We start from the raw sequence: 20,926 nt of genomic DNA on the forward strand, positions 1-20,926 counted from the left end.
ATCCCAAATTTCAAATTCCTTACCGCAGGGATTTAAATAAAACTTCTAAAAACGGTATTTCTTAAACCTAGTTCTGCCAGTAATAAAAAGCCTGCAAGCCATATCAATGGTCTAAATTTCTCATCATAATCATAGAATTTTAACTCTTCGATTTCTGTTGTTTCTAGTTTATTGATAGATGCGTAAATCTCTGCTAATTTGCTATTGCTTGTTGCTCTAAAGTATTTTCCATCGGTTTTCATGGCAATACTTTTCATTAATTGCTCATCAATTTCCACCTTCATCATTTGGAACATTAATTTTCCTTGAGGTGAAATTGCATAAGGAGACATCGCCATTCCATTTGAGCCAAGACCTATAGTGTAAACCCTGATTCCATACTGCTTTGCAATATTAGCTGCTGTTTCGGGCTCTATAAATCCCGCATTATTAACTCCATCAGTCAATAAAATAATAACTTTACTTTTTGCTTTACTGTCTTTTAATCGGTTCACGGCTGTGGCTAATCCCATTCCTATTCCAGTTCCATCTTGTAGAACATTATCGTATTTTATACCTTTAATCGCTTCAAGAATAATGGGTTTGTCACTGGTTACTGGTGTTTTAGTATACGCTTCAGATGCATAAACAACTAAACCTATTCGATCATTTGGTCTTTCTTCAACAAAGTCAGCAGCTACTTGTTTTAGCGCTTCCATTCTATTTGGTTTCAAATCTTTAGCAAGCATACTTCCGGAGACGTCTATTGCCATTACAATATCAATTCCTTTTGTGGTTTTAGTTCTATTGCTCACATCAACAGTTCGTGGTCGCGCCATTGCAACAATTATTGAACATAATGCCAGAATTCGAAACACATTTAAAATCGGTTTTAATTTAGTTAAAAAAGATTCAGTTCCTTTAAAACCGCTTAACGAACTCATTTTTAAAGTTGCCGATTGCTGATTTTTTTTCCAAAATAACCATAAAATTGCAATTGGAATCAATAGCAATAACCAAAAAAATTCTGGGTTTAAAAAAGTTATTTTATCCATTATTGAGTTACTTTTTTTAATTCGACAGAGTTTAAAACTCTTTCTGATACTTCATTACCATATTTATCACCTTCCTCATGTAACAATAAAAGTTGTTGTAATCCGCCTTCTTGACTGAATAATAGCGCTTCATAATATATCTTTGAACTTGATTTTGTTACAGGATTTATTTGAGAAAAAGTTCCATAGGCTTTGACTCCTTTTACACCCTCTTTCGTTTCAAATTCTTCTTGTTTTACGATCATATTTTGAGCACCTTGCACTTCTAAAGACTGCAAAACACCATCCATAGATTTTGTTAAATCAATTTCTGTTTCTTGTTTAAATTTCAATGTAGAAATCATTATATAAAACTGATCTAAGACGCTTCCATAAGCAAATGATTGCATTTCTTTGATTAACGCCATGCCCTCTTTTGGTAACGTTTTAGTTAAGTCTACTCTTTTGAGCACTTTTGGCGTTTCTATAATGATACTTGGATTTCCATATTCACTTTTTATCCATTCACCTTCTAGTAATTCCTTTGTTGGATGACCAAGTACATTATCTTTAACATAATCAAAACCTTTTGTAACGATGAAAAAAGTGGTTACTGCAAATAATAGGAAAACTACTGAAGCTACCGCTGTAACAATTCGTTTTTTTCTTTGTTTTTTTAATTGAATTTGAATCTGCTTTTGCTTCTGTGCTTCATTCAATAGAGTATCTTCCTCGACTTCCACTTCAACAGGAATAGAATTGTCTAAAGTTAAAATGACCTTCTGAATTTTATTTCTGTCTTCGGTAATCTCAAAATCTAAAGGTTTAGACTTTGCAAACTTTACAAGATCGGCTTGTTTTAAAACGCGCTCTAAATTTTCTATTATTTCCTGTGAAAGCGTCATTTTCTTTTTTACCGATGCCGCTTTAAGCGCTTGTATCAATTCAGATGTTGTACTTTCCATTGCTGGAATTTCAATAGCTTCTTCGATATAATTTCTAGCAATGTCAGTCAATTCACTGTAATATGCTTTTACTTCTCCTTTTTGCCATAATTCTTTTTTCTCCAAAGTATCTAGCAAAGTAGTGGCTTTTTCTATAGGAGTTTTTAATATTCCAGCTTGCAGTTTTTTCTGTTGTCGTTTTTTAATAAACCAATATATAAACGCACCAATTCCAATAATAAGAGCAAAAATTAGAAGATATTTCCACCAGTTTCCAATAGAATCTTCAACAGCGGTAATATCCTTAATATCATACATTTTTTGTTTTAATGTATCCACTTGAACATTAGCAACCTCAACCAATAATGAATCTGTAGCAAACGGTTTACTATTAATAAAAATCTTGATACTAGGAACAACATACCGACCCGAATCAAACTGAGTTAGTCCGTATTTTTTAATTAATTCATATTTACTATCTAACTTTACGGTATCAATTGGATAAGACTGAATAACTTCTAGAGCTCCTATGTTTTTTAAATTTGGAAAAATAACTTTAGCCGAAGTATCAACTGTTGTTTTAATCGAAAGTTTAAATTCGGCGCCAATTTTATTTTTAAGCGTGTCAATACTTGTAATCACTTGCTTTTGTTGTCCAAAAACAGCGGTGGAAAACAGTAGAATTAGTAGGTATAAATGTTTTTTCATGTTGTATTATTGCATGCTTTTGATTTATGAATGCAGATTAACGATTTTTGCTTTCAGATTTTTTTTGAATCTTTTAATAATCATATTTTTCTATTTCAAATTTGTTTTAGCTGTTTTAATACTCGAAACGAAAATAGAAATTAACTCATTTGCTTCCGCTTTTGCTATTAACAAATTACTCATATCCGATATTAAATTTGATTTTTCAATAATTTTCAAACGAACAAAAGTTTCTCTTAATTCTTTTAAACATATTCCCATTTTATGGATGAAATCTTTTGTACTCTCAGCACTTTGAGCTTCACCATAATTTAAAGCAGGAGAAGTTCCTGATCTTATAATTTGTCCTGCTAAATAATTTCCAGCTTAATTCTTTTCAAATTTATTTGCCAAAATTATTATTGTAGCTGCAAAATCGATCAATCTATTTTCTAATTCTTGTTTGTTCATACATTGCTTTTTCCTCGCTCTTCATTCTAGTTAAATCTCAAATCATTATTTATTCCAAATCCATCTGAAATCAAAAATCGTTGATCAAAAATCTAAAATCCCTACCTCGATTTAAAATAACTTAGTAATTTAGAAACATAGCTTTCATCAACTCTTGTATTTACCACACCTGAACCTGATTTACTAAATGTGTCTTTGAAATAATTTAACTTTTCGTGATATAACTTTTCATAATTCATTCGCACTAGTTTTGAACCGGTATTTACTAATTGTATTTCCCCAGTTTCAGCATCAAGCATAGAAACCATTCCTATGTCTGGCATTTTTTCTTCTCGAATGTCGTAAACCCTAATTCCCGTTATATCATGTTTCTTAGCCGCAATTTTCAAAGTATGTTCATAATTCTCAGCCATAAAATCTGAAATTACAAATACAATTGCCTTCTTTTTTTGTGTTCCTGATAAAAATTTTAAAGCTTGTGCAATATCAGTCTTACGACTTTTAGGTTGGAATTCAATTAATTCCCTAATGATTCGCAATACGTGAGATCTTCCTTTTTTTGGTGGAATATATAACTCAATTTCATCTGAAAACAAGATCAAACCTATTTTATCATTATTTTGAGTTGCTGAAAATGCCATAGTTGCAGCAATTTCAGTTACAATATCTTTTTTTAATTGGTTCTTCGACCCAAAACTTTCAGATCCGGAAATATCAACCATCAACATCATAGTCAACTCTCGCTCCTCCTCAAAGACTTTGACATGAGCTTCATTATATCTTGCGGTGACATTCCAGTCGATAGCACGAATATCATCACCAAATTGGTATTGACGAACTTCACTAAACGTCATTCCACGTCCTTTAAACGAAGTGTGATATTCGCCTGAAAAGATATGATCGCTCAATCTTCGGGTTTTGATTTCTATTTTTCGTACTTTTTTTAAAAGCTCTTTTGTATCCATTTTTTGGTCTTTAGTCCTTAGTTTTTTTAGTCCTTAGTCATTAGCTTATAGCAAAAACTAAGGACTAGGTACTAAGTACTTTTACGGAACTTCTACTTCGTTTACGATTTTATTAATGATATCGACTGAAGTTATGTTTTCAGCTTCTGCTTCGTAAGTAACACCGATTCTGTGACGTAATACATCATGTACCACAGCACGAACGTCTTCGGGAATTACATATCCACGACGTTTGATAAAAGCATAACATTTTGCGGCTGTAGCCAAGTTGATACTTCCACGTGGCGATGCGCCAAAACTAATTAATGGCTTTAGTTCAGCGAGTTTATATTGCTCTGGAAAACGAGTTGCAAAAATGATATCTAAGATGTATTTTTCGATTTTTTCATCCATGTATACTTCACGTACCGCTTCTTGAGCGCGCAAAATTTGTTCTACAGAAACCACAGGATTAACTCTTTCATAACTTCCTTTCAAATTCTGACGAATTACTAAACGTTCGTCTTCCATTTTTGGATAATCAATCACCGTTTTCAACATAAAACGATCGACTTGTGCTTCTGGAAGTTGATAAGTTCCTTCTTGCTCAATTGGGTTTTGTGTTGCAAGAACTAAAAAAGGTCTATCTAATTTAAAAGTAGTATCGCCAATTGTTACTTGTTTTTCCTGCATTGCCTCCAATAAGGCCGATTGCACTTTAGCAGGTGCACGATTGATCTCATCCGCAAGTACAAAATTGGCAAATATCGGTCCTTTTTTAATCGAAAATTCATTGGATTTTATGTTGTAAATCATGGTTCCCACAACATCTGCTGGAAGTAAATCTGGCGTAAATTGTATTCTACTAAACGAACCCTGGATAGCTTGTGAAAGTGTATTTATCGCTAATGTCTTTGCAAGTCCCGGAACTCCTTCTAATAAAATATGCCCTTGACCTAAAAGTCCGATTAACAAACGTTCTACCATGTGCTTTTGACCAACAATAACCTTATTCATTTCCATTGTGAGAAGATCTATAAAAGCACTTTCTCTCTCTATTTTTTCATTAATTGCTCTAATGTCTAAAGTAGCTGTATTTTGTTCCATTTTATGATTTTTAAAACCTTGTATTTAATGCCGTAGATTTGAAGGTGCAAATTGAATTTTTTTTTACACGTAAGATGTTAATAAATGGTTAAAACTTTCAATAACAATTCAATTTTAAGGATGAATTGTGATACAATTTTTATATTTTTAAGAACTTTAAAAATTATACTTTGAAACAGTAAATCTTAGTATTGAATAAAAAATTAAATCTATGAGCAAAACAAATTTATCACCTGTAATTGCAGGTGTAATGAACTGGGGAATTTGGGATAAAAAACTAAGCACCAAAGAAATGGAAAACATGATTAATGTGTGCTTAGAAAATAAAATTAGCACTTTTGACCATGCTGACATTTACGGAGATTACACTACCGAAGCTTCTTTTGGAACAGCCTTGACTTCTAGTAAAATAGCAAGAGAAAAAACACAATTAATATCCAAATGCGGGATTCAAATGGTCACGGGAAACCGAAATAATTCTATCAAACATTATGAGTATTCAAAAGAGTATATCGTTCAGTCCGTTGAAAACTCATTGCAGCATTTACAAACAGATTATCTAGATGTATTTTTATTGCATAGACCAAGCCCTTTGATGCAAGCAGATGAAATTGCCGAAGCAATTCTAAAACTGAAATCAGAAGGAAAAATCATCGATTTTGGACTCTCTAACTTTACTACGTCACAAACTGAATTAATCCGACAAAAAGTAGAAGTTTCCTACAACCAAATTCAATTTTCGGCAACTCATTTTGAGCCAATGGTGGACGGAAGTTTTGATTATATGCAAGTGAACTCCATTCGTCCTATGTCTTGGAATCCATTAGGTTCGGTTTTTAGAGAGGACAATTCGCAAACACGCCGTTTAAAAAAATTACTGGTGACTTTGATGGCAAAATACCACCTTGGTTCTGATTCGATTTTATTAGCTTGGATTTTACAACACCCTGCGAAAGTTATCCCAATTGCGGGAACTGTGAATGTGGCACGAATCCAATCTCTACAAAAAGCAGTTGAATTACAATTAGACACAGAAGATTGGTTTGCAATTTGGAGTGCAAGTATGGGCGAAGATGTGGCCTAGTTTTTTTATTATAAAAAGGAAAATTTAGTAATTATGTTTAAAAAAACATGAGTTTAATTATTCGGTTTTGCGTGAGGGATTGCAGTGGAGCTCTTTTTTAATTTGTTCTCGTTTTTAGACGAGAATAAATTAAAAAAAGCGGGAACGTAAAGCCCGGCCCAAAGTTGCGAGGAGGAACGACAAGGAAACTTTGGGACACGCCCTAATAAAAACAGTGTCATAGACAACCCCAATAAAAACAAAAAAATGAGTAAAGTAGCATTAATAACTGGAGCAACCAGCGGAATTGGAAAAGCAACAGCGCAAATATTAGCTCAAAATGATTATAAAATCATTTTGTGTGGCCGTCGAGATGATCGCTTATTGGAACTCAAAAACGAACTTTCAGCGTTTACTGAAGTCCATACTTTATCGTTCGATGTTCGGAACAAGAAAGCCGTTTTTGACAGTATAAACTCTTTGCCAGCAGCATTTTCTGAGATTGATGTTTTAGTTAATAATGCGGGAAATGCTCATGGTTTAGATTCTATTCAAAATGGAAATTTAGATGATTGGGACGCCATGATTGACATCAACGTGAAAGGACTTTTATATGTTTCCAAAGCGATAATTCCAAAAATGATTGAAAGAAAATCAGGCCATATCATCAATATTGGTTCTATCGCGGGTAAGGAAGTTTATCCAAACGGAAATGTGTACTGCGCATCTAAACATGCAGTAGACGCACTGAATCAAGCCATGCGAATTGACTTAAATCCTTATGGAATACGCGTAGGAGGAATTCATCCAGGAGCTGTGCAAACAGAGTTTAGTGAAGTGCGTTTTAAAGGAGATTCAGAAAAAGCTGCTAATGTTTATAAAGGTTTTGAACCTTTACATGCAGAAGACATTGCCGACATCATTCACTTTGTAATTTCTAGACCGTATCATGTGAATATTGCTGATTTATTGGTACTTCCTACAGCTCAAGCATCGGCGACTATTATAAATAAATCATAATTAAAGTTAACCGCAGATTCGCAGATTATAAAGGGCAAAAAATCTGCGAATCTGCGGTAATTTTAATTAACGCAATTAAAAAAACCAATTCAATGATCAACAAACGTATTCTTATTAAAAATCTTCTAGCTCATAATGATGAGAGTAGTTTTTTTGATAAGAAACGTCAATTGAATTTACATTCACAAGAGGGAAAAGCCAAGTTTTTAAAACATATTTGTGCGCTATCTAATTCAAATCCTGCTAATAATTCTTATATTATTGTTGGCGTTGAAGATCAAGATAATACTATTGTAGGTGATGATTTTTTTGATGATAGCAGAATTCAGAATTTAGTAAATGCCTATTTGGAAAATCCACCAAAAATTCAATATGAGAATATTCCCTTTCCAAATTTACCAAAAGATAAAGTAATTGGTTTAGTTACAGTTAATCCAAAAAGTAAAACTTCTCATTTCAAAAAAGGAATTTACACTATACCTGTTAACAGCATCTATATTAGACGAGGTAGCAATACAATGCCCGTTATCGGAACAATTGAAAAAAATTATCAAAATACGGAGACAGTTATAGGAATAGAAAATAATTCAAGAAATAGTATTGAGTATACACTTGATGGTGTTATTGATTTTATGAATTTTCGTCATAAAGATATGTCACCGAAATATAAAGTTTTTAAGGAGTTGTTTGTAATTTGTTGGGCGGGAATTCCAAAGCGATCACGAGGTAAAACGTACTTATCGCGGGTAGATATTGAATTAATTAATGAGCAAATAAAGTTGTTCTATTCATCGCAAGATGTTGTTGAAATCACTTATGATGAAGACACTTTTACAATTACTGAATATGTTCCTTTAGGTTTAAACGATAAAACAAGCTATTATCCCTTAGAGCGACAAATAATCCGTTTTGAAGATAACGGCTATTACAAAATTGAGAATGAAATGCTTTTCCAACCACCAGAATTTAACAGAAAAATGCTTTTTCATATTTACAATTCTAATAATACTTTATTGAAAAAACTTCAAAATGGATACTCCCTTTCTGATCGAGAACGAAAAGATTTAGAGAACCTACCCTCTACATTCATGATTTGTTACCTAAATGGTTTTGAAGAAGCCAAACAAAAGTTGATTGATGCTAAAACACTTTTAAAGCCCTTCACTTCTGTTTATTTATCGTTTAAGGAAGCATTTCGGATTTTGAGAAAGATGAAGTATAATGTGCAATAAATCACAAAATAACCCGTAGCAGAATTTTACATTGCCAATGTTAAGCTATTATTTAAGCTTATGAGATAAACTATAAATAGCTTTTACATAAAATAAACTGTATTATTTCCAGATCGTTTTATTTTATAAAGCAGGTTTTTTTTTAAATGATTACTTTAAAATTGCTTTATCCAAATAACAAATAATTAACAAAGCTACAAATCATGCGAACAAATAATAATGTAATAGCTATAATTGCATTCATAAGTTTTGGTATTTAATTTTTGTAAATTTAATGCTAATTTTTCTGATAAACAATCACGTAAATTAGTGATATTTTACAAAATAAAAATTTGAAGTTTCGTTAAATTTCGCCAATTTTATGCGATTTATAAATGAAATTTACTTCAGTTTTATTTCATCAAAGAAACAAATTTTAAAAAGCATATTGATAGACAGTTTTACTTAATTTTGCAAATGTAAAATTTATAATAATTCAACTGAAATTTTACATAAATATAGAACATTTTTGAAATGAGAACACTTGTTATAGGTGACATACACGGTGGTTTACGAGCTTTACACCAAATTATGGAGAGAGCAGATGTGACTACAATAGATACATTAATTTTTCTTGGTGATTACGTTGATGGCTGGAGTCAATCTCCTCAAGTTATTGACTTTATTATAGATTTACAATCTAAGCAAAATTGTATTTGCATGCGCGGTAATCACGATGACTTACTGTTAGAATGGCTCGAAGGAAGTAAAGAAAATTTATTGTGGTATAAACATGGTGGAGAAGCAACCGTGACCGCCTATAAATCTGTTAATAAAGAAGCTAAGAAAAGACATATTGAATTTTTACAGTCACTGCAAAATTTTCATCTTGATGATCAGCAGCGTTTGTTTGTGCATGCTGGCTTCACTAATATGAATGGTGTGGATTTCGAATATTTTCCTGGACTTTTCTATTGGGATAGAACATTATGGGAAACTGCATTATCATTTGATACACGAATTAAAAGTGATAGTCCCTTTTATCCAAAACGTTTTACGCTTTATAATGAAATTTACATTGGTCATACTCCAGTAACGAGGATAGGCGAAACGACTCCGGTGCATAAAGCAAACATTTGGAACGTAGATACTGGCGCTGCTTTCAAAGGACCTTTGACTATAATGGATGTAAACACTAAAGAATTTTGGCAGAGCGAACCGCTGAATCAGTTATATTTTGACGAGAAAGGGAGAAATTAAATTTTATTAAACTAATTTTGCGAAATAATTAAAAATAAAAAGTATGAAAAAGACTATTACACTAGTATTATTGTTAACAATTGGATTACTAAACGCACAAGCATTTAAAGGCGATGGCGATATAAAATTTGATTTAGGAGCAAATATACAAGATGGCGGATCAGGTATTAGAGTTTCATCGGATTTTGGTTTGGGAGAAAACATGTCTTTTGGATTTGTAACTTCGTATTTATTGTCTGTTTCAAAAGATAATCTTGGTAATACACCAGATTTTGGTGATAGAATAGATGTGAAAGGACGATTTAATGCCAATTTAGGAAATGTTTTCCAATTAGATCCAAAAATGGATATTTATCCAGGATTAGATTTAGGATTGAGAAATTTTGGCGCTCATTTAGGATTTCGTTATTTCTTTACAGAAGGTTTTGGTATTTTCACCGAAGCTGGAATTCCAATAGCAAGTTATAAAACGAACCCAATAGGTTTTGACAAATTAAACAACCAGTTCGTTTTTAATATTGGTGCTTCTTTTAATTTATAGAGAACATATCAAAGATAAAAAGCGTCTTGTAATCACGTACAAGACGCTTTTTTATTTATGTAAAAAGGAATTATTTACTAATCAAAATACTCCAATCAGCTCCACTATAAATTTTATATTTCTCTGAGAAATTTCCTTGATTTATTGCAACTGCAAAATTCAAAAGACTATTAAAATAACATACATTTTCTCCAACTGGTACTTGTCCAAAGGTGTTTACCAACTGTAATTTCCCTTCATACTTTTTTTCTTTTCCCTTAAAAAATTGAATCTTAACAAAATCACCTTCTTTTAAACCTAAATTAGCGAAGGTGGTTTTATCAATATTCGTCCAAACATTACCATATTGAATATCTAAAATAGGAATTCCACCTTTTATAATTCCTTTTTCAAAAATTGGTTTTTGGTATTCAATTTTTACAACTTCATTTGGTAATTTCGGTCCAACTTCTTCAAATGTAATTCCTTTAGAAGCTAAACGAGCACCTGTAAAAGCATAGACATCGCGACCATGAAATGTGTAAGATTCCTCGGAATTTTCTCTACGGTTTTTAACCTCATTAATTTCCCTAATTTCCTGAATTCCCAATTGTTCAGCTATTAGCGTAAGCGTGCCATTATCAGGTGTTACAAAATAATGTCCTGATTTTGTCAATAACACTACTGAATGGCGTGAAGTTCCCACCCCAGGATCACAAACTGAAACAAAAACTGTTCCTACAGGATAATATTGTGCTGTTTGCGACAACCTGTATGCTGCCTCCCAAATATTAAATGTTGGAATTTCATGGGTTAAATCAAAAATCTTAAGATCTCGTGAAACACCCACAGCTACACCTTTCATCGCAGAGACTGCTCCGTCTTTCTGACCAAAATCAGATTGAAAAACCAATACATTGTTCTGTGAAAAACAATAAAAAGAGACAAAACATAAAATAAATCCAATTCGTAATTTCATTTTTATAAATTTTAAAGTGCTACAAAGGTATTTCTTTTTTATTTTCAGAATTAAAAAATGGACTATAAAATAATGTATGGTGAGTAAAACGATTACTTACAACATTATAGACACCTCACAACAGTCTGTACTTTAGAACAATAATATTATTTCTAATCCAAAAAAGATTGATTATTAATCAAAGAATAGCACTGATAAAAGATTATAAAATGACTTTTTAGCAAAATATCAAGAATTATAGGATGGTATTTCTTTTAATTTACCTTTGCCGAATTATTAAGTGCTTTTTAATACTACTATACTATCAATAAATTTTAAGCAATTAAAATCAAACAACAACAACAACAACAACAACAACAACAACAACAACAACAACAACAACTACAACAACAACTACAACAACAACAACAACTACAACAACAACAACAACATGAAAAAAATTTTACAAATTAGTCTCTCGACATTATACATTTTTTATAGCTCACTTTTTTATGGACAGAATCAGGAAATAAAAGGAAAAGTAACAACTGATAGTGGAACTCCTTTAGAATTTGCAACAATAAATATCAAAGGAACAAAAACAACTAGCACAACAGATTCTTTAGGGAATTTTGAAATAAGTGCTGCCGCAAATGCGCCTAAATTAATTGTTTCTTTATTTGGATATGAATCAAAAGAAGTTGTCGCTGCAGAAAATTTTATTACAATACAATTAGTATTAAAAGATAATAATCTTGATGAAATAGTGATTGTGGGAAGTAGAAATCCTAAAAAGAGCAAGCTAGAAACAGCAGTTCCTGTAGACGTAGTGAATTTAGCTAAAATTAGAAATAGTATTCCTCAAACGAGTTTAAATGACATCTTAACCTATCTTACTCCATCATTTAATTCTAGCCGTCAATCTTCATCTGACGGAACTGAGCACATTGATCCTGCGTCTTTGAGAGGGTTAGGTCCTGATCAAGTTTTAGTTTTGGTAAATGGGAAAAGAAGGCATACAACCTCATTAGTGAATTATCAAAATACTGTTGGTAATGGTTCTGTTGGAACCGATTTAAGTGCCATTCCTAGTTCATCAATAAAACGAATAGAAGTGTTAAGGGATGGAGCAGCTGCGCAATATGGATCAGATGCAATTGCAGGTGTCATCAATTTAGTGCTGAAAGACAATACAGGATTAGAAGCTAATGCAACGTACGGACAGACTTCTCGTAATGACGGAAAAACAACGAACCTGAATCTTAACTACGGAACTAAAATTGGAAAAAATGGTGGTTTTATAAATCTTACAGGAGAGTTTAGCAACCGTGAGAAAACCAATCGCTCTCAAAATCATAATTTGATCATCTTTGATCAATCAGCTAATGATAACTTTTTTGCTTATGATTTCAGTAATAGTGATGCCCGAGCAATTGATGACGCAGCATTAGCAGCAGCTGGACTTAACCGTGATGATTTCAATTTTCAAATAGGTGATGCAAAAATTAGAAACTTGCAAGGTTTCTTTAATATGTCATTACCGGTAAACAGTAAAATAGAATTTTACGCATCTGGAGGACTAAGTCATCGAAATGGTACAGGTTTTGGATTTAGACGTTTACCAAGTGAAACAGAAAATGTAGTAGCTTCTTTATTTCCTTTTGGATTTCAACCTGAATTAAATTCTAATGTGAATGATCAATCGTTGATTTCCGGCTTTAAATTTAAATTAGCTGATTGGAAGTTAGATTTGAGTAATACTTTTGGTCAAAACATATTTGATTATGATGTTTCTAAAACTAATAATTTTTCATTGGGAGCTAATACCCCTACTAGCTTTAATGCAGGAAGCCACTCATTTTTACAAAACACCGTTAATGCAGATGCTTCTCGACTGTTCCCAACAATTTTTAATGGATTGAATCTTGCCTTTGGAGCTGAATATAGATTAGAAAATTATAAAATAAATGCAGGCGAAATAGGGTCTTACATAGATGGTGGCGCACAATCTTTCCCTGGATTTTCTCCATTAAATGAAGTAAATGAAAACAGAAACAGCGTAGCACTTTACACTGATATTGAAATAGATTTTTCGGAAAAATTCATGATAGGAGTTGCTGGTCGTTACGAGGACTATTCTGACTTCGGGAATACGATAAATGGTAAATTATCTTCACGATATAAAATTTTAGATAACTTTTTTGTTCGTGGTGCTATCAGTACTGGTTTTAGAGCGCCATCTTTACATCAACAATATTTCAATAATATAGCAGCTGACATTGTAGATGGTAAGCCTTTAAATTCAGGTATTTTTAGAAATGATAGTGAAGTAGCAATACAATTAGGAATTCCTAAATTAAAAGAAGAAACTTCAAAGAACTACAGCTTTGGTTTTGTTTATTCTCCTTTAAAGAACTTAAACTTCACAGTTGATGCATACCAAATAAAAATTGACAATCGCATCATTATCACCGGAAATTTAGGAAATGATGCTTTTGGTGAAGCTATTCCTGAACTTCAGGCTTTATTTGCGCCTTATGGTGCGCAAACAGCACGTTTCTTTACCAACGCAATTAATACAGAAACTAATGGAATTGATTTCGTTGCTGATTATGATCTGCGTTTTAGTAATAGTAATTTAAACATTTCGTTGTTATACAATTACAATAAAAACAACGTAGCTGACAAATTAAATAATATTCCTACTACATTTATTGGTCAAGAAGATGTTTATTATGGCCCACAAGAAAGAAGCTTAATTGAAACCAATACACCTAATCATAAAGGAACTTTAGGATTAAATTATGGTGTAAATAAATTCAACTTTGTAGTAAGAGAAACCTATTTTGGTGAAGTTATTCGTGATGCATTCCCTTTTGGAACTACACAAAAACATAAAGGAAAGGTGGTTACTGATTTGACAGCATCATATAAAGCAACTCCAAAAATAACTTTTACAGTGGGAGCCAACAATCTATTTGATGTTTTCCCAGACAAACAAGTTTATGAAAACAGTTATTTTGGTGTATTCAAATATGCTCCAGTGCAAATGGGAACAACTGGTGCGTACTACTTCGCAAGAATGAGTTACCGTTTATAGTATTATATAAAAACAAAAAAAGCCGTATGAAAAAATTTTCAAACGGCTTTTTTTATGCGCTTTATTTACTCTACAAATCAAATTTGATTCCTTGTGCCAATGGCAATTGGGTTCCGTAATTAATTGTGTTTGTTTGTCTCCTCATGTACGCTTTCCAAGCATCAGATCCTGATTCACGACCACCGCCCGTTTCTTTTTCTCCACCAAAAGCACCACCAATTTCTGCTCCAGAAGTTCCAATATTTACATTGGCAATTCCACAATCTGAGCCTGATTGAGAAAGGAATAATTCCATTTCTCTCATGCTATTTGTAAAAATAGAAGAAGAAAGTCCTTGCGGAACTCCGTTTTGCATTGCAATTGCTTCCTCAATAGTGCTGTATTTCATCACATATAAAATAGGAGCAAAAGTCTCTGTTTGCACAATGTCAAAATGATTAGCAGCTTCAATGATACATGGTTTTACATAACAACCGCTTTCATATCCTTCTCCTTCGACTAATCCTCCTTCAACAATAATTTTTCCGCCTTCTTTTTTAGCTGCTTCAATAGCTTCTAAATAATCTTTCACTGCTCCTTTATCAATTAATGGTCCAACGTGATTATTCTCGTCTAATGGATTTCCTATTTGCAATTGACCATAAGCATTTTTTAAAACACTAATCGTTTTATCATACACACTTTCATGAATAATTAAACGTCTTGTTGATGTGCAACGTTGTCCCGCAGTTCCTACTGCTCCAAAAACAGCTCCAACTAACACCATACTAATATCGGCATGCTCTGAAACTATAATCGCATTGTTTCCGCCAAGTTCTAGAATGGTATTTCCAAAACGTTCCGCGACAGTTTTTGATACGTGACGACCAATTCTAGTTGATCCTGTAAATGAAACTAAAGAAATTCTTTTATCATTATTGATTAAATCTCCTGACTCATTTCCTGTAACTAAACAGCTCACTCCTTCTGGAACATTATTTCTTTTAAGAACTGTTTTGATAATATTTTGACAAGCAATGCCGCATAAAGGCACTTTTGAACTTGGTTTCCAAATAGCAACGTCACCACAAACCCATGCAATCATTGCGTTCCAACTCCACACAGCAACTGGAAAGTTAAAAGCCGATATAATTCCTACGGTTCCTATTGGATGATATTGCTCATACATTCTATGTAAAGGTCTTTCAGAATGCATCGTTAATCCATAAAGTTGGCGTGATAATCCCACTGCAAAATCGCAGATGTCGATCATTTCCTGAACTTCGCCATATCCTTCTTGAAGACTTTTCCCCATTTCGTAAGAAACAAGTTTTCCAAGAGGTTCTTTAAATTTTCTCAATTCGTCTCCCATTTGACGAACGATATCACCTCTTTTAGGAGCTGGAATCATACGCCATTCTAGGAAAGCTTCTGATGCTTTTTGCATTGCTTTCTCATAATCTTCTTTTGAGGAAGATTTTACTTTTGCAATTAAAGCACCATCTGCTGGTGAATAACTTTCGATGATTTTTCCGTTGGCAAAATTAGATTCACCCGTTGATGTTCCTTCATTTATGTCTTCAATCCCTAATTGCTTCAGGGCTTCTTTGATTCCGAATTGATCTGCTATTGTTATCATTGTAACTTTTTTATTAAAAATTGTTATATTATTATACAAACATAACTCTTTAACAGGAATAAATAATTAGTAACGATTGTTTTTTAGTAGTTGATTTACAAAGAGATTCTGATCTTTACTTGAATAATTTTAAAGATTTCCACGTTTAATTCAAATTTTGTAAAGCTTATTTTCTGTTATAAATATAAAATCATTGTCCGCAATTATTGTTTTAGATGAATCTTAAATCGAAAGATGAACGACTTTTTTATATAAATTTTGGATCAACTTCCATTACAGTTCCACATTTATCACACGTCCGTAAATCTTCCGAGCTGTAAAAATGCTTAAAATGAGGTAAAAAATCGGTCTCAATATTGTGAAGTTCAAAATATACATCATATAATTTATGATTACAGTTGTCGCAAAACCATAATAATCCATCTGTGTAACCTAGACCTGCACGTTTACGCTCGATGACTAATCCTATTGAACCTTGTGAACGTACTGGTGAATGAGGAGTTTTTGCAGGATGGAGATACATATCTCCTGCGTGTAATTCCATTTCTCTGCGTTCACCCTCATCCTGAACAATCACTTTTATAGAACCTTCAAGTTGATAAAAAAGCTCTTCGGTTTCATTGTAATGATAGTCTTTACGTGCATTTGGACCCGCAACCACCATTACTATATAATCGCCAGATTCTACATATAGATTTTTATTCCCAACTGGTGGTTTAAGAAGATGCCGATTTTCATTGATCCATTTAGTAAGATTGAAAGGTTGTGCTATTGCCATTTTTTTTAATTTTAAAGGTAAATTATGATTACTATTTTTTTTCTTTTATAAGATAGATATAAACGGGGAAATGGTCGCTAAATCCTATTTCAGTATTAGAATGTCTTAACGGATATCCTTTATATTGTCCGCTGGTTTGTATCAAAAAAGACTTATTGTAAATGCCAGCTTTCCAGAATCTAAAGCTAGAATAATCTTGTTTTATCAAGGTTTCTGAAACTAATATTTGATCAAAAATATCCCATGCATCGCGATAAGCGATTGTTCCCATTCCGCTTTTGGCCATTTCTTCAAACGGGTTGTAAATCCCAAATTGCTGTACCTCGCTTTTTTTTGCTTTGGCGCCAAGACCTATTTTTATACTTTTATTATATGCTCCATCATTCATATCGCCCATGGTGATTACTTTTGCATCTGGATTTAGTCGCTGTAATGAATCTATGATTTTCCGATTTAATGCTCCCGCAGCTTCTCTAAACGGACTCGATTTTTTTTCCCCGCCAGATCGAGATGGCCAGTGATTAACAATAATATTAATTTCCTCACCGTCCAAAAAACCAGTTACCAATAGTTGATCTCTGGTATACACGCGGTAGTTTTTAGTATTCACTTGTATTTCATCATCTGTTTTCTCATCTGACGTATTCGAAGCATTTTCGTTTTTTACACTTCCTTTTTTGTAAATATACAACGGAATAGCACTGTAGCTTGTAGGCTGGAACTTCGCTTTTTGGTATAATAATGCCACATCAATTCCTCTTTTATCTGGGGAATCAAAATGAACAATTCCGTAATCTTTCTCAATTAGTTTGGGTTGTTTTACTAAGTCTTCAAGAACACCTCTATTTTCAATTTCGCATCCGCCAATAAAGGTTGGAGAGTCACTATTTTCCGCAGAACCAATTTCAGCTAGAACTCGAGATAAATTTTGAAGTTTCTTTTGATATTTTTCTGTTGTCCATCGTTGTAATCCTTTTGGTGTCCATTCTTCATCAAAAGTATCAGGATCATCTATAGTATCAAATAAGTTTTCGAAATTATAAAAAACGACAGTATGTATAAAATATTTCTTTGGTTGAGCCAATATAATTGATGACGGAAATAATAAAGAAAGTATAAAAAACCAGCGGAGAATTCTCATAAATAAGAGTACTTTAAGGATTAATATACTTTACATTCGATTTTGCTTTTGTAAAAATAGTGATTTGGATTTGGAACTTAAAATTATTTTGTAATTCCCTATCTTTGTTTTTGACCTAAAGTGTATTTCATTACGCAAGTATTCAAAAAATTTAATATTGTATGTCTTTTAAAAACCATTTAAATAAAATCCCTAAAAGCTTTTTTCATATAATTCTAATAATAATCATAATTTTTAATTCACTCAAAATTCAAGCTCAACATCAAATGATTACACCACCATATTTAAAAAAAGGAGACACAGTAGCAATAGTAGCAACAGCTAGAAAAAATCTTGATGACAACTTGAAACCTGCTGTTGATTTATTAAAGAGTTGGGGGCTTAACGTAATTATTGGCAGCACAATTGGTTTAGATAATAATCAATTGGCGGGAACTGATGAACAACGTGCAGCCGACTTCCAGCAGCAAATGGATAATCCAAATGTAAAAATGATTTGGTGCGTAAAAGGTGGTTATGGTACTGTTCGAATAATTGATTTATTAGATTTTACTAAGTTTAAGAAAAATCCAAAATGGTTGGTGGGTTTTAGTGATGTTACAGCTTTACATAACCATTTGAATACGATGGGCTATAAATCCATACACGGAATTATGCCCGTGACGGTTGCTAGAGCGACTCTTCAAGCTGTTGAAACAATGAGAACTGCATTGTTTGGGGAGAAATTAAAATACGAAGTGCAGCCATTTAAAATGAATAGAACTGGAAAAGCTACGGGTGCATTAGTTGGCGGAAATTTATCTATTTTGTACAGTTTGTTTGGTTCACCTTCGGCAATTGATTGTTCAGATAAAATATTATTCATAGAAGATTTAGACGAATATTTATATCATATTGATCGCATGATGATGAATTTAAAACGAAATGGCTGTCTAGAAAGTATCAAAGGAATTTTAGTAGGTTCTATGACCACGATGAAAGACAATGATATTCCTTGGGGAAAAAATGCAATTGAAATTATCGATGACGTTACTAAAAAATATAATATTCCCGTGCTGTATAATTTTCCAGCTGGTCATATTCGAGACAATAGAGCTTTGATTTTAGGGAATAAAGTTACTGTTGATGTCAATGACCAATTATGTACTGTGATTTTCGAATAAAATCCTTCCCGCCAAACCTTCTCCGAAGGAGTGGGAGACAATATAGAAGTGACTTATTAACTGTATAGTTATCAAGAAATCGTTAAAACATATAACTGAACAATTCCCAACTAACACTAAACTCTAAGCACTGATCACTAAACACGGAACACGGACCAAAAAGCACAAAAAAATGGCTGAACACAACGAACTCGGAAAACTTGGCGAAGAAATGGCAGTCGAATTTCTTCAAAAAAACGGTTATAAAATTATAGAAACCAACTGGACTTTCCAAAAAGCCGAGATCGATATCATCGCCAAAAAGGAAAATATTTTAGCGATAATTGAAGTTAAAACTAGATCTTCCTTGGATTTTGGTCTTCCTCAAGACTTTGTCAAAACTAAAAAAATTCAGCTTCTTGTTAAAGCCGTGGATGCATTTGTCAATGAAAGAGATTTAGATGTGGAGGTTCGTTTTGATATTATAGCAATTCACAAGGAAGGAAAATCGTTTGTTATCGAGCATCTTATTGACGCATTTTATCACTTTTAGCTGATTAAAACTAATGTTATATTTGTAACAAATTGTTTTTTTATTTACATTTGCTCTTAACAATACAAACTAACTACTTGTGCATTTTATAACTAACTAAAAAAAATCCTATGAAGACTGTTTCTTCTGTTGTTGAAAATTATATCAAAACAAAACCATTTTTACTGAATGCTTTATCTCTTGGTATTATCAATTTAACTTCGCTATCTCGAAATATAATGACCGAATTAGAAAGTGAATTTAGTAAGGAAGTAAAACAAGGCGCGGTGGTTATGGCTTTAAAAAGACTAACTGAGGAACTAGACTTCAGGTTAAATCATAAGATTAATAAAGTCATTAAAAACATTGGAGAAATCACTGTACGTTCTTCTTTGACTGACTACACATTTGCAGCCTCTGATACCGTTTTAAACAAACAAGCTGATTTAATCACAGATATTAATGCCTTTCCAGATATTTTTTACACCTCATCAAGAGGCGTAAATGAAACCAACATCGTAGTTAGCAATAGTATCAATCATCTTGTAGACAAGCATTTTGTCAATGAAAAATTGATTCAAAAATTAGACAATCTTGCTTCAATAACTGTAAAATTACCAAAAGAAAATATTGTTGTTCCCGGGATTTACTATTTCATTTTTCAGCGTTTAGCTTGGGAAGGAATTATTATCAACGAAGTTATTTCAACTTCAAATGAGTTTACAATTTTAGTGAGTGAGGAACAGGTGGATGTGGCCTTTAAAGTGATAAAGGATTTAAAGAATTAATTTCGTGTAAATAAATTAAAGCTTCCAGCCTTTCAAAGGCTGGAAGCTTTAGAATAAAATTTAAAAGTTAGCAACTTAAAAAATATTCTAATGAATCCAATACCTTTAGAAATCGGTAAATATTACCATATTTTCAATAGAGGAAATAACGGAATCGATTTATTTTTTGAAACTGAAAAATACAATCATTTTTTAAGGTTGTATACAAAATACATTGACCCAGTAGCCGATACTTATGCTTGGTGCTTAATGAAAAATCACTTTCATATTCTAGTTTATAAAAAAAACAGAAGAAATCGATAGGTCAAAATTAGAATACTCTTCAACAGACAAACCAAAAATTATAAGTGCTTCAAAACAATTTTCCAATTTATTTAATGCTTACACTCAAGCAATAAATAAAAGATACAAAAGAACTGGTAGTTTATTTGAGAAAAACTTTAGGAGAAAACCAGTTAATTCCGAAGTTTATTTCCAAAAACTCATTTATTATATTCATAATAATCCAGTTCATCACAAGTTTACAAAAACTATTATAGAATATCCTTGGACTTCTTACGGAACAGTTGTTTCAACTAAAAAAACCAAGTTGCAAAGAAATAAGTTGCTAATAATGTACGGTGATTTGG

General features: G+C 32.4%; 19 protein-coding genes. 10 read left to right on the forward strand and 9 right to left on the reverse strand.

Annotated features, from left to right (window positions below; genetic code table 11):
- Nucleotides 1–32 precede the first annotated feature (32 nt).
- From RCH18_RS01455 to RCH18_RS01475, 5 genes are all read right to left on the reverse strand, one after another.
- Nucleotides 33–1,034 (reverse strand): vWA domain-containing protein, encoded by a 1,002-nt coding sequence (locus RCH18_RS01455; RefSeq protein ID WP_326934980.1) that lies wholly within the window; start codon nucleotides 1,032–1,034, stop codon nucleotides 33–35.
- Entirely contained in the window at nucleotides 1,034–2,665 is a 1,632-nt protein-coding gene (locus tag RCH18_RS01460; protein WP_326934981.1) for a hypothetical protein, read from the reverse strand. Before RCH18_RS01460 ends, RCH18_RS01455 begins: the two co-directional genes overlap by 1 nt.
- 90 nt (nucleotides 2,666–2,755) lie before the next feature.
- Entirely contained in the window at nucleotides 2,756–3,007 is a 252-nt protein-coding gene (locus RCH18_RS01465) for a four helix bundle protein (RefSeq protein ID WP_326935010.1), read from the reverse strand.
- Between the two features lie 209 nt (nucleotides 3,008–3,216).
- The gene (locus RCH18_RS01470) at nucleotides 3,217–4,080 is read right to left on the reverse strand and encodes a DUF58 domain-containing protein (protein WP_326934982.1); all 864 of its coding nucleotides are present in this window, start codon (nucleotides 4,078–4,080) and stop codon (nucleotides 3,217–3,219) included.
- An 81-nt stretch (nucleotides 4,081–4,161) separates the two neighbouring features.
- Nucleotides 4,162–5,166, reverse strand: coding sequence for an AAA family ATPase (locus RCH18_RS01475; RefSeq protein ID WP_326934983.1), 1,005 nt, complete (start codon nucleotides 5,164–5,166; stop codon nucleotides 4,162–4,164).
- 211 nt (nucleotides 5,167–5,377) lie between these two features.
- On the opposite strand from RCH18_RS01475, the gene RCH18_RS01480 reads away from it, so the two are divergent.
- The 5 genes from RCH18_RS01480 (at nucleotide 5,378) to RCH18_RS01500 (ending at nucleotide 10,261) form a co-directional block, all read left to right on the forward strand.
- Nucleotides 5,378–6,250 (forward strand): aldo/keto reductase, encoded by an 873-nt coding sequence (locus RCH18_RS01480; protein WP_326934984.1) that lies wholly within the window; start codon nucleotides 5,378–5,380, stop codon nucleotides 6,248–6,250.
- Nucleotides 6,251–6,496: 246 nt separating this feature from the next.
- The gene (locus RCH18_RS01485; RefSeq protein ID WP_326934985.1) at nucleotides 6,497–7,249 is read left to right on the forward strand and encodes an SDR family NAD(P)-dependent oxidoreductase; all 753 of its coding nucleotides are present in this window, start codon (nucleotides 6,497–6,499) and stop codon (nucleotides 7,247–7,249) included.
- 92 nt (nucleotides 7,250–7,341) lie between these two features.
- Complete coding sequence (locus RCH18_RS01490) at nucleotides 7,342–8,481, forward strand: ATP-binding protein (RefSeq protein ID WP_326934986.1); 1,140 nt, start codon at nucleotides 7,342–7,344, stop codon at nucleotides 8,479–8,481.
- A gap of 513 nt (nucleotides 8,482–8,994) precedes the next feature.
- Nucleotides 8,995–9,720 carry a metallophosphoesterase family protein gene (locus RCH18_RS01495; protein ID WP_326934987.1) on the forward strand — a complete coding sequence of 242 codons (726 nt, stop codon included), beginning with the start codon at nucleotides 8,995–8,997 and terminating at the stop codon, nucleotides 9,718–9,720.
- A gap of 43 nt (nucleotides 9,721–9,763) precedes the next feature.
- Entirely contained in the window at nucleotides 9,764–10,261 is a 498-nt protein-coding gene (locus RCH18_RS01500) for a DUF6646 family protein (RefSeq protein ID WP_326934988.1), read from the forward strand.
- Between the two features lie 70 nt (nucleotides 10,262–10,331).
- On the opposite strand, the gene RCH18_RS01505 is transcribed toward RCH18_RS01500, so the two are convergent.
- Entirely contained in the window at nucleotides 10,332–11,219 is an 888-nt protein-coding gene (locus RCH18_RS01505) for an SAM hydrolase/SAM-dependent halogenase family protein (protein ID WP_326934989.1), read from the reverse strand.
- 430 nt (nucleotides 11,220–11,649) lie between these two features.
- On the opposite strand from RCH18_RS01505, the gene RCH18_RS01510 reads away from it, so the two are divergent.
- A complete protein-coding gene (locus RCH18_RS01510; RefSeq protein ID WP_326934990.1) occupies nucleotides 11,650–14,298 on the forward strand; it encodes a TonB-dependent receptor in 2,649 nt (882 codons plus the stop codon).
- A gap of 70 nt (nucleotides 14,299–14,368) precedes the next feature.
- On the opposite strand, the gene amaB is transcribed toward RCH18_RS01510, so the two are convergent.
- The 3 genes from amaB to RCH18_RS01525 all read right to left on the reverse strand — a co-directional run bounded on the left by amaB (nucleotide 14,369) and on the right by RCH18_RS01525 (nucleotide 17,835).
- The gene (gene amaB / locus RCH18_RS01515) at nucleotides 14,369–15,916 is read right to left on the reverse strand and encodes an L-piperidine-6-carboxylate dehydrogenase (RefSeq protein WP_326934991.1); all 1,548 of its coding nucleotides are present in this window, start codon (nucleotides 15,914–15,916) and stop codon (nucleotides 14,369–14,371) included.
- 247 nt (nucleotides 15,917–16,163) lie between these two features.
- Nucleotides 16,164–16,694 carry a 3-hydroxyanthranilate 3,4-dioxygenase gene (locus RCH18_RS01520; RefSeq protein WP_326934992.1) on the reverse strand — a complete coding sequence of 177 codons (531 nt, stop codon included), beginning with the start codon at nucleotides 16,692–16,694 and terminating at the stop codon, nucleotides 16,164–16,166.
- 31 nt (nucleotides 16,695–16,725) lie between these two features.
- On the reverse strand, nucleotides 16,726–17,835 hold the full coding sequence (locus RCH18_RS01525) for an endonuclease/exonuclease/phosphatase family protein (protein ID WP_326934993.1): 1,110 nt from the start codon (nucleotides 17,833–17,835) through the stop codon (nucleotides 16,726–16,728).
- 266 nt (nucleotides 17,836–18,101) lie between these two features.
- Between RCH18_RS01525 and RCH18_RS01530 the strand changes: the two genes are divergently transcribed.
- From RCH18_RS01530 to RCH18_RS01545, 4 genes are all read left to right on the forward strand, one after another.
- Complete coding sequence (locus RCH18_RS01530; RefSeq protein WP_326934994.1) at nucleotides 18,102–18,998, forward strand: S66 peptidase family protein; 897 nt, start codon at nucleotides 18,102–18,104, stop codon at nucleotides 18,996–18,998.
- Nucleotides 18,999–19,170: 172 nt separating this feature from the next.
- Complete coding sequence (locus RCH18_RS01535) at nucleotides 19,171–19,530, forward strand: YraN family protein (RefSeq protein WP_326934995.1); 360 nt, start codon at nucleotides 19,171–19,173, stop codon at nucleotides 19,528–19,530.
- 110 nt (nucleotides 19,531–19,640) lie between these two features.
- Nucleotides 19,641–20,297 carry an aspartate kinase gene (locus RCH18_RS01540; RefSeq protein ID WP_326934996.1) on the forward strand — a complete coding sequence of 219 codons (657 nt, stop codon included), beginning with the start codon at nucleotides 19,641–19,643 and terminating at the stop codon, nucleotides 20,295–20,297.
- Nucleotides 20,298–20,387: 90 nt separating this feature from the next.
- Entirely contained in the window at nucleotides 20,388–20,600 is a 213-nt protein-coding gene (locus RCH18_RS01545) for a hypothetical protein (RefSeq protein WP_326934997.1), read from the forward strand.
- Nucleotides 20,601–20,926 lie beyond the last annotated feature (326 nt).

Origin of the sequence: Flavobacterium sp. PL11 (genome assembly GCF_035985025.1) — a bacterium.
Taxonomy (GTDB): Bacteria; Bacteroidota; Bacteroidia; order Flavobacteriales; family Flavobacteriaceae; genus Flavobacterium.